General features: G+C 64.2%; 8 protein-coding genes. 6 read left to right on the forward strand and 2 right to left on the reverse strand.

What is annotated here, in order from left to right; translation table 11 throughout:
- Positions 1-2: 2 nt before the first annotated feature.
- Positions 3-992: a zinc ABC transporter substrate-binding protein ZnuA gene (gene znuA / locus ABZ720_RS01900; protein WP_366553229.1), complete on the reverse strand. Its 990-nt coding sequence runs from the start codon at positions 990-992 to the stop codon at positions 3-5.
- Between the two features lie 111 nt (positions 993-1103).
- Between znuA and ABZ720_RS01905 the strand changes: the two genes are divergently transcribed.
- Genes ABZ720_RS01905 through ABZ720_RS01915 form a run of 3 tightly spaced genes read left to right on the forward strand, consistent with a single transcriptional unit; the run spans position 1104 to position 3192 of the window.
- The gene (locus tag ABZ720_RS01905) at positions 1104-1598 is read left to right on the forward strand and encodes a Fur family transcriptional regulator (RefSeq protein ID WP_366553231.1); all 495 of its coding nucleotides are present in this window, start codon (positions 1104-1106) and stop codon (positions 1596-1598) included.
- Complete coding sequence (znuC, locus tag ABZ720_RS01910; protein ID WP_366553233.1) at positions 1595-2395, forward strand: zinc ABC transporter ATP-binding protein ZnuC; 801 nt, start codon at positions 1595-1597, stop codon at positions 2393-2395. Before ABZ720_RS01905 ends, znuC begins: the two co-directional genes overlap by 4 nt.
- Positions 2395-3192 (forward strand): metal ABC transporter permease, encoded by a 798-nt coding sequence (locus ABZ720_RS01915; RefSeq protein ID WP_366553235.1) that lies wholly within the window; start codon positions 2395-2397, stop codon positions 3190-3192. Before znuC ends, ABZ720_RS01915 begins: the two co-directional genes overlap by 1 nt.
- An 82-nt stretch (positions 3193-3274) precedes the next feature.
- On the opposite strand, the gene ABZ720_RS01920 is transcribed toward ABZ720_RS01915, so the two are convergent.
- Positions 3275-11122 (reverse strand): autotransporter outer membrane beta-barrel domain-containing protein, encoded by a 7848-nt coding sequence (locus ABZ720_RS01920; RefSeq protein WP_366553237.1) that lies wholly within the window; start codon positions 11120-11122, stop codon positions 3275-3277.
- A 356-nt stretch (positions 11123-11478) separates the two neighbouring features.
- Between ABZ720_RS01920 and cysD the strand changes: the two genes are divergently transcribed.
- The 3 genes from cysD to ABZ720_RS01935 all read left to right on the forward strand — a co-directional run bounded on the left by cysD (position 11479) and on the right by ABZ720_RS01935 (position 14995).
- Complete coding sequence (cysD, locus tag ABZ720_RS01925) at positions 11479-12390, forward strand: sulfate adenylyltransferase subunit CysD (RefSeq protein WP_366553239.1); 912 nt, start codon at positions 11479-11481, stop codon at positions 12388-12390.
- Complete coding sequence (cysN, locus tag ABZ720_RS01930) at positions 12390-14288, forward strand: sulfate adenylyltransferase subunit CysN (RefSeq protein ID WP_366553241.1); 1899 nt, start codon at positions 12390-12392, stop codon at positions 14286-14288. Before cysD ends, cysN begins: the two co-directional genes overlap by 1 nt.
- A 329-nt stretch (positions 14289-14617) precedes the next feature.
- The gene (locus tag ABZ720_RS01935) at positions 14618-14995 is read left to right on the forward strand and encodes an RT0821/Lpp0805 family surface protein (RefSeq protein WP_366553243.1); all 378 of its coding nucleotides are present in this window, start codon (positions 14618-14620) and stop codon (positions 14993-14995) included.
- The last annotated feature ends 19 nt before the right edge of the window (positions 14996-15014 follow it).

A 15014-nucleotide genomic window follows, 5' to 3' on the forward strand; every position in this document is an offset into this window, starting at 1 on the left:
GATCAGTCCACCGCCAGGCAGTCGGTCAGGCTGTCTGCCAATGCACGCAGCAACTGCTCATAGGCATGGGGACCGGGCGCCAGGGTCGCGCCCAGCGGGTCCAGTTCGCCCAGGCGCGCGTCCGTCCCCTCCACGACCACTCGGGCAAGCCGCGGTTCGAACTGGGGCTCGCTGAACAGGCAGACTGCCTCCTCCTGGGCGATCCAGGCGCGGATCTCCTTCAGCCGCTGGGCGCCAGGCTGGCGTTCCGGCCCGAGAGAGAGCGCGCCGGCGGACGGAAGGTCGAATGCCGCCTCGAAGTACTGGTAGCCGTCGTGAAACACCAGAAAGGTTGCGCCTTTCAGTGGTTCGAGCTGTGCGCGCAGGTCGGCTTCCAGCTCTGTCAGTCGAGCCTGAAGCTGCGCGGCATTGGCGCGGTACTGCTCGGTGTGTCCGGGATCGACCTCCGCCAAGGTCTCGGCAATCGCCGCCGCGATCACCCGGGCGTTTGCAGGGTCGAGCCAGAGATGGGGGTCGTAGCTCCCATGAGCGTGGTCATGGCCGTGACCAGCGTCGTGATCATGATCGTGGTCGTGATCATTATCGTGGTCGTGCTCTGCCGTGCTATGCAATCCGGCTTCCCGAACGGGCAGGAGCGTTATGCCTTCGAGCTCGCTGACTGTCAGGACGGTCGCGTTGGCCGCCACCGTCTCAAGCGGTCGTCGCAAGAAGAGTTCGAGATCCTCGCCGATCCAGATCACGACCTCGGCATCAGCCAGGTCACGGGCATCGGAGGGACGCAGGGAGAAGCTGTGCGGCGATGCCCCGCCCTCGAGCAGCAGCGCCGGCTCCCCTACCCCCTCGGACACGGCACCCGCCAGGGCATGCAGCGGCAGGATCGACGCCGCCACATGGGGGCTGTCCTCCGCGGACAGTGGTTCCACTGCAAACAGACCGGCACACATGAAGATTGCCGGCATCACACTACCCAGTCGTCGCGCGCCGCCGCCCATTCGCCGCTCCTTCACACTCTACCATACAGGCTTGCCAAACGCGCTGCGCATGGCATGATCGGACAGCATTGATGATACGTTATAGTATAACAGTCAATCGGAAACTTTCGCATGACCACGCCGGGCTTCCACGATCCCGTTCACGACCACGAGCGCTGCCTCGCCGAAGCACTTCAGGAAGCGGAACAGCTCTGCCGCGACCGGGGCGCACAGCTGACTCCGGTGCGTCGACGGGTACTCGAACTGGTCTGGTCCGAGCATCGGCCCCAAGGCGCCTATGAACTGCTCGAGCAGCTGCAGGCCGAGCGCGGCCGCGTCGCGCCGCCCACGGTCTATCGCGCCCTGGACTTCCTGCTGGCCCAGGGACTGATCCACCGCATCGAAAGCCTCAACGCCTTCGTCGGCTGCCCGCGCCCCAGCCATGTGCACAACGGTCAGTTCTTCATCTGCGAAGCCTGCGGCGCCACGGCCGAGCTGACGGACTCAGGGCTGGCAGAGCGCATCGACCGCTCTGCTGCCGCTCTGGGCTTCGCTGTCAACCAACGCATCGTGGAGGTGCGCGGCCACTGCCCGGACTGCACCGCCGACGAAAGCCAGAGTCCATGAGCGCCCTGATCTCTGCCGAAGGCATCTGCTTCAAGCGCGGCGGCCGACAGATCCTGGACAACATCACCCTGAGTGTGGAGCCGGGAGAGGTGGTCACGCTGATCGGCCCCAACGGCTCAGGCAAGACGAGCCTGCTGCGCATTCTGCTCGGACTGGAGCAGGCCGATGCAGGCCGGGTAGAGCGCCGTCCGGGGCTGACCGTGGGATATGTGCCGCAGCGCCTGACGGTCGAGCCAACCCTGCCCATAACCGTGCTGCGCTTTCTCAGCCTGCCGCACCGCGTCTCTCGCACGGCCGCCCGCGAAGCGCTTGAGGAAACCGGCGTCGCCCATCTCGAGCGCAACCAGGTTCATGCGCTTTCGGGTGGCGAGTTCCAGCGCGTACTGCTGGCCCGCGCCCTGCTGCGCCGCCCGGACATCCTGGTGCTCGACGAACCGGCACAGGGTATCGATTTCAGCGGCCAGCTCGACCTCTATCAGCTCATCGACAGGATACGGCGGCGGCGCGGCTGCAGCGTGCTCCTGGTTTCCCACGACCTGCACCTGGTCATGGCCGCCACCGATCGGGTCATCTGCCTCAACCGCCATGTATGCTGCTCGGGCGAGCCGGAAGCCGTCAGTCGGCATCCGGAGTACCTGGCCCTCTTCGGCCCACGGGCAGCGCAGGCGCTCGCCATCTATCACCATCACCACGACCATCACCACGACATCGCCGGCGAGCCGGTTCCGCTGACAGGAAAGGCGGGCCGTAGGACCCCACAGGCCGGCGACGCATCTCGCGAAGACGGGCAAGTCTGATGCTGGACGATTTCCTGTTTCGCGCCTTCCTGGCCGGCGCCGGCCTGGCGCTCGTGGCCGGGCCACTGGGCTGCTTCGTGATCTGGCGACGCATGGCCTACTTCGGCGACAGCCTCGCGCACTCGGCGCTGCTCGGCGTGACGCTCGGCTTTCTGCTGAACATCGACCTGCAGCTCGGCGTCGTGGCCACCTGCGTGGCCGTGGCCCTGACGGTGGCCGCCCTCCACCAGCAGCAGCGCCTGCCGACCGACACGCTGCTCGGCATCCTGGCACACTCGGGCCTGGCGCTGGGTCTCGTTGCCCTTTCCTTCATGTCGGACCTGCGCGTCGACCTGCTCGGCTATCTTTTCGGCGATGTGCTCGCGGTCGGGACCGGGGACATCCTGTGGATCTGGCTGGGTGGACTGGCCGTGCTGGGGGTGATCGTCCTGGCCTGGCGGCCGCTGCTGCTGGCCACGCTGCACGAGGAACTGGCCCGGGCCGAAGGCGTGCCGGTGCTGGCCATGCGCCTGACGCTCATGCTGACCCTGGCGGTCACCATCGCCGTGGCGATGAAGATCGTCGGCATCCTGCTGGTGACCTCGATGCTGATTCTGCCGGCCGCCGCTGCGCGGCGCTTTGCCCGTACGCCTGAGGAAATGGCGGTGCTGGCCGCACTGTTCGGCGTCCTGGCCGTGGGCGGTGGCCTCTGGGGCTCCTTGAGCTACAACACGCCCTCCGGCCCCAGCATCGTCGTCGCTGCCCTCGCCTGCTTCGTCGCAGCCCTGGTGCTGGGCGGACTGGTGCAGCGCCGCTAACCAGTGCAGATCGCGTTCAATCTGAAACCTTGTGGTTCAGATTGAACGCGATCCGGTCTAGGCGCTGCACCAGGATTCTCCATCAGAACCGCAAGCGGATACCGGCACGGGCCGTGTGCTCCTTCTGAGTGGACGACAGGTAGGCGTCGTAGCCGGCAAAGGCTTCGACGTTGTTGTCGAGGCCGATATCGAGCCCCACGCCAACCACCGCGGCATCCTTGCTACGCTTCGGTCCCGACACGCTGAAGCTGGAGCCGCCGGAGGAGAAGGCCATGCGGGCATCCCCGCTGGAGCCCACCAGCCGCCGCTCCCAGGCCACGCTGGCATGTGGGCGCAGGCGCAGGCCGCTGTCGAAGGAGAAGGTCTCGCTGAGCATCACGCCAATGCTCGAATGGAGCGTCGAGGCCCGGTCGCTGTCGACGTCCAGGTTGGCCGCACCGGCGCCGCTTTCGGAATAGCTGTCGGTGCGGGTGTGCTGGAACGCCAGCCCAGCGAAGGGCTCGACCTCGGCGGTTCCCAGCGGCAGGCGATAGCCCACCTCACCGAAGCTCTGGGCCGACCAGCCCTTGTAGTCGGCCTTCGCGGTTTCATTGCCGGTCGGCAAGCTGACCGTGCGGCGTGATTCGAAGTCGTGCCAGCCGAAGCCGGCACCGCCACGCAGCCGCCAGGCGCCGCTCCGCCAGAGACCATAGGTAGAGATCGAATAGGTATCGATCTCGGTGCGACTGTCCCGCGCTGCCGTCTCCAGTCGGTCGTCCTGGGAGCCGAAAGCCAAACCTATGCCGAAATTCTCCGAGAAGAGCATCTCGGCTCCCAGCATCGTGCCCCAACTTTGGGTATCAGTCTCCGCGGCATTGCTATCGGAATCGAGGGAGCCGCTGGAGCCGTGGGCCTGCACCCAGGCCGCGGGCCCGAGCGCCGGCTGTCCAGGCTCGGCGGAGGAGCGCTCCGCTTCGCCCGCGTCGCTCACGGCAAGAGATGCCAGGCTGTTGGCCTGCAGGGCATTCTGCTCACCGCCTGAGCCGCTGGAGAATCCTGCGCCGAAGCCGGACAGGCGGCCCAAAAGCTGGCTGCGCGTGCGCCGAGCAATGTCGACTGGAGCAGCCTGGGCCGTGGCATGGGTCTCACCGGAAAGCGTGTCGTAGATCTCCCGGGCCTCTTCCTCGTCGGCCCAGACCAGCATGGCATAGAGCGGGTTGTCGCTGTCTCTCCCGAAGCTTTCCAGGGCTCCGGCGACCGCACGCTGATTCTTCGTGCGGGCGACGGTGACGAAATCCGTGCCGCTGCGCCCCACATCCAGGGCCACGGCATTGGCGCCGTGATCGAGGCGGAATTCGAGGAACGGCCGATCCTGCACGACGCCGGCAAAGGTGCCTTCCACGTCTTCCGAGGCGTTCAGGATTTCGTAGCGAGTGCCATAGGGATAGGCGCCTTCCGCCTTCTCGACGACCACATCCACTCCATCCGCGATCGACGCTGCCCCTTCGACGATGAGGCGGTCGGAGCGGTTCTCGGGTGCAATGTCGAGCAGGTAGCGGCTGCCATCCGCGAAGCGAAGGTCACCCTCCACCTTGGTATGCTCGATCCCGCCTGAGCCACCCGGGGAGAGGTCACCGGCGTTGCGCAGCTCGCCACCACCCAATGCGATCAGGCTGCCCGGCTCGAAGAGCGCCCCGGCACGATTGTCCAAACGATTGCGACCCGTGCCGAGATCGACGCTGCCGTAGATCCAGCCGTGGTTCACCACCGTCTCGTTGCCGACACCGCCGCGGATCGCCAGGTCGCCGTCGGACGCGATGGACCCGTGATTGGTCAACAGGTTGTCCGCGCCGCCCTCGATATCGATCGCAAAGCCGCTTTCTGACAGTACGGCTCCGTCTTCGCCGACGGTGATCTCGATATCGCCGGGGTGGCCGGTATCCTGAGGCGTGCTGGTGTGAGATGCCGCGCGAATGCCCGTTCCGCGGGCCAGAACGAGGCCATCGTTCTCGATCAGAATGCGTCGATGCGGCGGCATTCCAAGACCCTGCATCTGGCTGGAGACAACGTTGATGCTGGACACGGCAACGATGCCGTCCCCGCCGGCGACGATCGCCCCGCTATTGCTCACCTCGATTCCCGCGATGTCCTCCTCGAGATGGACAGCCAGGGACTGATCACCACTCTGCGACTGGCCCACCTCGTAAGTCTGCACGATGCCGGCAGAGGTCTCCTGGCTGGAACTCCACTCGGCGCTGTCCTCCGCCTCGCCAAAGACCTGCCCGATCGACAGATCGGCACGGGCGCGCGCCGTTACGCCGTCGCCTTCGGCCAGCACGAGGCCGTCGTTCTCCACCCGCACGAAAGCCGCTTCCTCGCCCAGCGAAGCAAGCGTGCTTTGCACAGCGGTCTGGCTCTGCGACAGGTCGGTGGTCTGGCCACCGTTCAGGCTCTCGGAGGCAAGCTGTTCGCCGCCGAGCGATTGGCTGATGCTCTTGGGAGCCGAAAGGCCCAGCGACAGGTGAGACTCGGCACGGATGCCATCGCCCTCGGCATCCACGATGCCGCTGTTCAGGACGGTGACGGCGCCGGCGCGATGACCGAGATCCACATCGACCTCCTGAGTCGCCGTCGCGTCCTGCAACGCCGCCTGGGACTGCTCCACCTCCTCGGCGCTCATGCGCTGCAACTGGTAGCCACGCTGCTCGATCGACTGCTCCATCGACAGGTCAAGGTCGAGCCGAGATGCGGCCACAAGACCGTCACCAGCGGCAAGCAGCAAACCGCTGTTCTCGACCAGAACTGATGCAGTGCCGTCGCCCAATCGAAAGCGTGCGGACTGCGCGCCGCTCTTCGACTGCTGCCCGTCCTGGTCCTGCTCGAGATCCACTGCAGTCGCACTCTGACCGGTTTGAATGAAATCGCCGTTCTGCCGCTGATGCTGTGTCAGATGAAAGCCGAGGGACGCCTGCGTATCGGCACGCAGGCCGTCACCCTCGGCCATCACCTCGCCGCTGTTGCGAACGCGGATGGCACCCAGATCGTCGCCGACCGAGATGTCCAAGTCCTGCTGCGACAAGAGGTGATGCTCGAACGCCTGTCCCTGCAGCGCTGGAGCATCCATATCCTCCGGCCTGCCTCTGTTGGCGACCTGAACCAGTCCATCGATCTGACCCACGGACTGCGATGCCTCCCAATGGCTTTCGACGCGGGTCGAGGCCGACATCCCGTCGCCCAAGGCCATCACCGACCCATCATTGCGAAGATCAAGTGCGGCGATCTCCTCTCCAAAACTGGAACTCAGGCCTTGGTCGTTCTCGCTCGATTGCTCGCCGACGAGAAGCTGGTCCGCGCCGTTGTCACTGTGACGCAGCTGAACAAGGTCGGTGTTCTGCCAGGTTTCCTGGTGGTGGCTCGAATCCATTCGCCAGGCAGATCCAGCGACCAGCCCGTCTCCTTCGGCCATCACCAGCCCGCTGTTCTCAATCCGGACCGCGCCCAGCCGATCGCCGACCGACCGCTCTGCGCGCTGTTGATTATCGAGACTCTGGAAGAGGGCCTTCGCCTGAATGCGATCGCCGTTCCGGCCAAAAGCCGCCTGCATGCCGGAGAGAGTCTGGTCCGCAGCCTGGATCGCGAAACTGCCAAGCTCACCGTGCGTCGCCGCCGCGATGCCGTCGCCCGCTGCCTCGATTAGACCGCTGTTCTCGACATAGATCGCGCCCTGCTCCTCGCCCAACGCGCTTTCGGCGTTTTGATCGGAAACATTCAACATCTCAACGTTCATGAGACTAGCGGAGTCTGCGGCTGCATCTTCACTCAGGGATGCCCAGTCATTCGCACTCGCCCGGCTGCCCTGTTCGCTGATCTGATGCGTACCACCGCTATGATTGTGCTGATTGACGGCCAGAATGCCGTCACCACCGGCGAGAATCTCCCCGCTGTTCACGATGGCCATGGCGCCGACACGATCGCCGGACGTTGCCCTGCTGTCCTGGACGGCGGCATTGATCTGGACGGCCCGGCTTTCGCCCTCACCATCGCTGACCGCCACGCCATCGCCGGCGGTGTATACAGATGTTTCGCTATAGGCCCCCCGGTCGTTCCCCTGGCGGACGAGTTGAAGGGCCGCATCCTCATGTCCAACACGCGAGCGCGCAGCGACGCCATGCCCCATGGCTATGACCTCGCCAGTATTGAGGAGTTCGATCAGACCCGCTTCGTCCAGCTTGCCGCCCACATTACGTTGCAGCGCCTGGTTCACCTGAACCCTGTCACCGAAATCGGCAGCCTCGGTAAGCGTAACTCCCTCCTCGCTCTCCTGCTCGACCCAGACGGCCCCTTCGGCCAGGTTGTCCTGCTCGATTGCCTGGTAGCGCCTACCGGCAAGCAGGAGTTCGGATTCCACCAGCAAGCCGTCACCCATTGCGGCAACAAGTCCGCTGTTCTCAAAGCTCACACCGCCGAAGCCCGACAAATCGGCTCCCCGATCCATCTGCAGCGCTTCGTTGCGGGATGCCTCCTCGTGAGCTGACGCCAGGTCATCGAGGGCGTGACTTCCCGATCCCCAGGCACCGCTCCAAGGTGAGGCTTCGTGAAACGCGACAGTTCCCTGGTCGAGTTCCTGCTGCCCGTGGCGCTCATACCCGTTGGACGACCGCAAGCGCACACCATCGCCTTCTGCCGCAACGGTCCCCTCGTTGATCGCGAAAATCGCCCCGGCCTCCGCCAGACCGTTGACTTCACTGCGTTGCACCAGGTCATTTTCGCGGCCGCTTTGCGTGGCGCTGCGGGCCTCTCCGATAGAGAGTCCCTCCTGGGCGCCGTTATCCCGCCACAAGACCCGCCAACTGAAGTCGCCCTGGAGCCCCTCCTGTTCGCTCTCGATGCGATGGCGTTGCGCCGCTTCCACGGCAACGCCATGCCCCTCTGCGAGGACCAAACCTTCATTGACCAGAGTTATGCTTCCGGCTGCCGCCGCGCCCCCATCCGACATGACCTGGAGAGCGCTATTGCGCTGGTCCGTTTGCTGCGAGCCAAGATGCAGCGATACGCCGGTAGCGTCCTCGCCATCCGCGCCGGAAACACTGACACCCATCCCGTCGATTTCGTTTCCTTGCCGGGAGTCCTGGGACAACTCGACATTTCGTGCCAGGGAACGCTCGACCGACATGCCCTCTTTCCCGGAGAACAGGTCGCCTTGATTGACGAGGACCACCCGTCCGGCCTCGGCGGCGCTTCCCAATTGCGCCTGCTGCTCAGTCCCGTTGTACTGCCGCCCCTCGCTGGCGTAGGGCAGCAGTGATGCAGCCTCGCCCTGATCGGCGTGGAGGCGGCTCGCCGTCAGAACACTGGTGTCGTTACCCTGAATGTTCACCTGATCGGCAGAAGCAGCGAGTTCCAGGTCGCTGCTTACGGCCAGGCCGCGTCCTTCGGCCACGACCAGACCGTCGTTGACTGCCACCACGCTGCCACCGCCAGCCGGTCCGCCACGCTCGACAATCTGGACCGCCTCATTGTCGTGCTCCCCTGTCTGCCCGGAGACGCTGGCCGCGAGTGCGGCGGCGTCGCCAACCGCAGCGCTGTCCACAAGATTGGACTGCGATATGTCGTTGCCCTGCAGCACAATCTGCTCGGAAGCCTCCGTCGTGCGCAGCAACGCGCCGGCGGCGATGCCATCGCCATCAGTGAGAACAGTGCCTTGGTTGACCAAGGTGATTGCACCCCCATCGACGAGAGATCCCGCTTCGCGAAACTGGAACCCCTCGTTGCGCTGGGCGAACTCGCTCAGGAGCAGCGCGCCGGCCAGCGCCTCCCCTTCCTCTGCGGTCGCCGCGACGGTTGGCACCTGCTCTGAAGACTCATGCTCTGCAGGCTTTTGCTCGACCGCATTGCCCTGATCGATCCCTTGCCGGGCCAGGTCGTCGAGCATGACGAAGGTTCCGGCGGCCAAGCCGTCCCCATCGGCGACCACCAGGCCTTCGTTGACCAGCGTGGCGCCTGCTGCACCGCTGGCCCCGGGACCCTGCTGCCATTGACCGGCGCTGTTCATCTGGGTATCGCGCTGCGCCAACACGCCGATGGCCAGGCTTTCCCCTTCTTCGGCCTCCGCCAACTGCCGGCTGAACTGCCCGGACTCGTTGCTCTGCTCGGACGCCTGCTCGCTCAGGCTGGACAGACTCATGGTGGCGCCGACTTCGATGCCCGGTCCGGCGGCTGCCACGATGCCTTCATTGACGACGGTCGCCCGGCCCGCCCCCTCCAGGCTGTACTGCTCCAGGCTCTGCTCAGCCTCATTGAGCTGCGCGGCTTCGCGCAAACCGGCGCCTGCAGCCAAAACGCCCGAGGCACTGCCGCTCAGTGCCCGCTGCCTCACGTCCTGCTCGGACTCGTTGTCCTGAAAGACGTCCTGGCGGCTTTCATCATCGAGCGCAGTGGCCGCTCCCACGACGATGCCGGCTCCCTCCGCCACAATGGTACCGCTGTTGATCACCACCGAATTGGCGGAACCGGCATAGCCGCCATTCAGCACATGCTGCGCCGCTTCGTTGAGCTGTTCGCTGCGCTGGAGCGCGATGTCCAGAGCGAAGGCGCTGCCGCCGTCTGCTGCATCCGCCTCGCTGCCCGACTGCTGCTCACTCCGGTTGGCCTGCTCAGCCTCTTGGACCGAGATGTGATCTGCCGCGAGTTCCGTCCCAGCGAGAATGCCCTCTTCCCCGGCCACCACCAGGCCCTCGTTCTGAACGATCACCCGTCCCGATCCGGTCACGCCAGGGTCCTGGATGCGCTGCGCGGCGATGTTTTCTTGCTTTGCCTGCTGGAGCGACAAAGCTTCAGCAAGCGCCTCCCCGGTTTCCTCGGCCCAGGCGAAGGATGACGGGGGAAGTTGCGACACACCGTACCCCTGCTCCGCATCGTTCTCCTGATATGCATCCTGTGCCTGAACGCCTGATGTTTCGAGTTGAGACCCCGCGCGGATGCCACTGCCGCCCGCCTCTATCTCACCTGAATTCAGCACAAGTGCGTTTCCAACTCCCTGGACATCTCCCGTCATCAAAGTCTGGTCGAGTACATTCTCATGACTGGCTTCCTGCAGGGCCTCGGCGGCAGCAGATGCCAGTGCATCACTCCCCTCGGCTTCCGCATGGGCGCCTATGAGAAGTTCAGCTCCGTTCTCCTGAGAACCGCCTTGGCCACTGAAGTGATCAACGCTCACTCCAGTGCTCGCCACGATCCCGTGCTCGCCTGCTCTGATTGAACCAGCGTTGTCGACTGAAACAGTCGCCGCTGCACCAAGCGGCGGCACGAACATCTCTTGCACCGAGTGGTTCAGGAACAAATCCTCCTGCTGCGTGACAGCCAAAGCGTTGGCAATCGTTCCTGGAGTCAGTGCAAGGGCCTCTGCCGCCGCGCTGGCTTCGCTGCTGTTAGACTGACCGGAGAACTGTCTTCGGTCAGCTAACTCATCACCATAGGCGTGAGCGACGATGCCGCTTCCGCCGGCGTCGATATCACCGCGGTTCATGATCTCGACATTGTGATCGCCGCTGGTGAGTCTGGCCGCCTCGGCCTGCGCCAGAATGCCGATCCCGTCACCGCTGGTCACAATGCTGTAGGGGCCGATATCCGCGATGATGCGGATATTCGTTGCTGATTCGAACTCTATGCCATGCACACCCTCGACCGGCGCAATGTTGCGGTCGAGGTTCTGCACCAGCAGCGTCTCGATGACACTGGGATCGAAATCGCCGCCAACGGTCCCGCTGATGCCCGAAGACTGATCGCCGTTGCACACCGCGGTGTCACCGAATAGATCGCAGGCGTCAGGCGCGGCGCGAGCCGAGGAGGCCGCACCCAAGGCAAAGATGGCTGCCGTTGCCGAGCAAAGAAGGCGTTTCCGGCGGGTGACCCGATCTAATAAACCTTCGTGAATAGCCACGCCCCGAACCATGGTCGCCCCCTGTCTACCCCGGAATTTCCCACCGAAATGCCACGAGAGTGCGACAGGGGTCAAGCAAAGGCAAAGAACCTCAACTCCAGGGCAAAATAGCGGCCGCCGAATCCCAACCCAAAACGTCCTGGGACCGAATCTCGTTACAAAATTGCATTTCCGCTTGCATGGCGCGCGCCTGGATTACGCACCACCTGTCCCCTCGGATAGACCAGATAAGGTCATCCTCCCGGTTCCGACCCCGGGCTTTCCTTCAGCATGCCGAACAGCTATATGCAGCGGACTGTCTAGGGGTGTGAGAATCTGAGGCCGAGAAGCCGCTCCTGGCCATTGTTCCACTTGTTCGAGCCGAGAGAATGCAAACAAGGCAGAGACTGACGCACCTGCAGCGCCTGGAAGCTGAAAGCATACACATCATGCGCGAGGTTGCGGCGCAGTTCCGCAATCCGGTGATGCTCTATTCCATCGGCAAGGACAGTTCGGTGCTGCTCCATCTGGCGATGAAGGCCTTCTACCCCTCCAAGCCGCCCTTCCCGCTGATGCACGTGGACACGACCTGGAAGTTCCGGGAGATGATCGAGTTCCGCGATCGCCGTGCGGAAGAACTCGGCATGGATCTGATCGTCCATATCAATGAGGACGGGGTGCGCGAAGGCATCGGGCCCTTCACCCACGGCTCGGCCGTCCACACGGACGTAATGAAAACGCAGTCCCTGAAGCAGGCTCTGGACAAGTACAAGTTCGACGCCGCGTTCGGCGGCGCCCGTCGCGACGAAGAGAAGTCCCGCGCCAAGGAGCGGATTTTCTCCTTCCGCACCTCGACGCATCGCTGGGACCCGAAGAACCAGCGCCCCGAACTCTGGAACGTCTACAACGGGCGCATCCACAAGGGCGAGTCGATCCGGGTCTTCCCGCTTTCCAATTGGACCGAGCTCGACATCTGGCAGTACATCCTGCTCGAGCAGATCCCTGTCGTGCCGCTCTATCTCGCCAAGCCGCGGCCGGTGGTGGAGCGCGACGGCACGCTGATCATGGTCGATGACGAGCGCATGCCGCTGGAGCCGGGTGAAACAGTGCAGGAGCGCTGGGTGCGATTCCGCACCCTGGGATGCTACCCCCTGACCGGCGCCATTGAGAGCCGCGCCGAAAGCCTGGTGGACATTATCCACGAAATGCTGATCGCCCGCAGTTCCGAGCGGCAGGGGCGCGTCATCGACCGCGACCAAGCGGCCAGCATGGAGCAAAAGAAGCAGGAGGGTTATTTCTGATGCTGGACGCAACCTCGCTGCGCCCCGAAGACACCGAAGCCTACCTGCTGCAGCAGAGCGACAAGGAACTCCTGCGTTTCATCACCTGCGGCAGCGTCGACGACGGTAAGTCGACGCTGATCGGCCGCCTGCTCTTCGACAGCAAGCAGCTTTTCGAGGATCAACTCGCCGCCCTGGGGCAGGACAGCCGCCGCTGGGGCACCACCGGCGAGGAGATGGACCTGGCACTCCTCGTCGACGGCCTGGCGGCCGAGCGCGAACAGGGCATCACCATCGACGTGGCCTATCGCTTCTTCGCCAGCGAAAAGCGCAAGTTCATCGTGGCCGACACCCCGGGCCACGAGCAGTACACCCGCAACATGGTCACCGGCGCCTCCACCGCGGAACTGGCGGTCATTCTTGTGGATGCGCGCAAGGGCGTGCTGACCCAGACCCGCCGCCACGCTTTCCTGGTCTCGCTGCTGGGCATCCGGCAGGTCGTGCTCGCCGTGAACAAAATGGACCTGGTCGACTTCGACCGCAGCCGCTTCGAGGAAATCCTTGCGGATTTCCATCAGTTTGCGGAGGGCCTTGGGTTCGAGACCATCATCGGCATCCCGCTCTCGGCGCTGACCGGCGACAATGTCATCAGCGCCAGTGAACGCACTGGCTGGTACGACGGCCCTTCCCTGCTGGAAGCCTTGGACACGGCACGGATCGGGCGGGAACAAGAAGAGCTCCCCTTCCGCCTGCCCGTGCAGTGGGTCAACCGCCCGAACCTCGATTTCCGGGGCTATAGCGGCACCATCATCGGTGGATGCGTACGACCGGGGGACGAGATCGTGGTTCTCCCCTCCGCCCGCACGAGCAAGGTCGAACGGATCGTCGCCTATGAGGGCGAACTGGACGAAGCCGTCGCCGGCCAGGCCGTGACCCTCTGCCTTGCGGATGAAGTGGATGTCAGCCGCGGCGATGTCATCGCTGCCGCCGACGCCCGCCCGGAAGTGACCGATCAGTTCGCGGCCCATCTGGTGTGGATGAGCGACCAGCCGCTGCTGCCGGGACGCAAGCTTCTGCTGCAACTGGGGCCGAAGCAGGTCTCCGCCCAGGTCACCGAGATCAAGTATGCGGTCAACGTCAACACCATGGAGCACACGGCAGCCAAGCAACTCGAACTGAACGAGATTGCGGTTTGCAACGTCTCCACCGACCAGCCCGTTCCCTTCGGGCCCTATAAGGAGGAGCGCGAAGGCGGTGGCTTCATTCTGATCGACCGGATAAGCAACATCACGGTCGGTTGCGGCATGATCGACTTCCCGCTGCGCCGGGCATCCAATGTCCACTGGCAGGAAATAGCGATCAACAAACAGGCCCGCGCCGCCTTGAAAAGCCAGCAGCCGGCCATCCTCTGGTTCACCGGTCTGTCGGGCTCGGGCAAATCCACCGTCGCAAACGCCCTGGAGAAGAAGCTGCATCTGCTCGGCCACCACAGCTACCTGCTTGACGGCGACAACGTGCGGCACGGGCTGAACCGCGACCTCGGGTTCACCGACGTTGACCGGGTGGAGAACATTCGCCGCGTGGCCGAGACGGCCAAGCTCTTCGTCGATGCCGGATTGATAACACTGGTCTCCTTCATCTCCCCCTTCCGCTCGGAACGCCGGATGGCTCGGGACATGGTGGAGGACGGTGAGTTTATTGAGGTCTTCGTCGATACGCCGCTGGAGATCTGTGAGGCCCGTGATCCCAAGGGGCTCTACCGCAAGGCGCGTGCCGGGCAGCTCGCGAATTTCACCGGCATCGATTCCCCTTACGAAGCACCGGAGGCGCCGGAAATGCGCTTATCCGGCGCCCAAGACGAACCGGATGCGCTGGCCGACCGCATCATCGATGAATTGCGCCGCCGCGGAGTCATTTGATGCCGTTTCTGGAGGCAGCCCGACTGTAGGTGCCCCGGCTGGAGGGTAAGTTCCAAACGCTCCCTTCAGCCGGGACTCCAGAGGAGCTTTGAGGTAGTGCCAGAGCAATATCGTCAACAGAGTTGACAGAAACTGGGTGTGCCCCCTAATCTCACACTCGCATGAGCCTGTGGCGTGCTGTAACTCTCGCCCCCTTGCGCTGTCGCCTGCGGGAGATTTCCGCAGGAAGACCCCGGGCTTTGGGCCAGGATTTGACGCTTGTGGTATAAACCGAGTTGCTTCACAGCCACCAAGCCAATTGAGGAGCGGGCAAGAACGTGCATCTTACGATGAAACTGCTGAGCGGTCTGTCGCTCTGCCTTCTCGTGGCGGCTTGCAGCACAGTTAACAGCGCGACACCGGAAGGTGCGCCGACAGTGGGCGGCATACCGGTTGCCGTCGAGCAGCCGACCACGACACCAGCCGACGCAGCATTGCTTAAATTTGCGTCCACGGCGCCTCCGGGCAGCCAGGAGTTGATTCCGCTTGAAGGTGGCGTTGAGGCCCAGGTGCTGATTAACGAGGAGTATGTCTCGGCTCGCGGCCGCCTGTGTCGACGCCTGACACTCTGGAACACGCAGACGGCCCGCCCCAGCGATCGCGTCGTTTGCCAGGGACAGCAGGGTTGGCACTTGATCAGGCCACTGCGCGAGCTGGCGGCCCGCTGACATCAGCGGCAGAGAAGGT

The organism is Aquibaculum sediminis (assembly GCF_040712085.1).
GTDB classification, from domain to species: Bacteria; Pseudomonadota; Alphaproteobacteria; order Kiloniellales; family DSM-21159; genus Aquibaculum; species Aquibaculum sediminis.

Coding starts and splice junctions, on each gene's coding strand:
- znuA (WP_366553229.1), bottom strand. CDS start 992: ATGGGCGGCGGCGCGCGACGACTGGGTAGTGTGATGCCGGCAATCTTC.
- ABZ720_RS01905 (WP_366553231.1), top strand. CDS start 1,104: ATGACCACGCCGGGCTTCCACGATCCCGTTCACGACCACGAGCGCTGC.
- znuC (WP_366553233.1), top strand. CDS start 1,595: ATGAGCGCCCTGATCTCTGCCGAAGGCATCTGCTTCAAGCGCGGCGGC.
- ABZ720_RS01915 (WP_366553235.1), top strand. CDS start 2,395: ATGCTGGACGATTTCCTGTTTCGCGCCTTCCTGGCCGGCGCCGGCCTG.
- ABZ720_RS01920 (WP_366553237.1), bottom strand. CDS start 11,122: ATGGTTCGGGGCGTGGCTATTCACGAAGGTTTATTAGATCGGGTCACC.
- cysD (WP_366553239.1), top strand. CDS start 11,479: ATGCAAACAAGGCAGAGACTGACGCACCTGCAGCGCCTGGAAGCTGAA.
- cysN (WP_366553241.1), top strand. CDS start 12,390: ATGCTGGACGCAACCTCGCTGCGCCCCGAAGACACCGAAGCCTACCTG.
- ABZ720_RS01935 (WP_366553243.1), top strand. CDS start 14,618: ATGAAACTGCTGAGCGGTCTGTCGCTCTGCCTTCTCGTGGCGGCTTGC.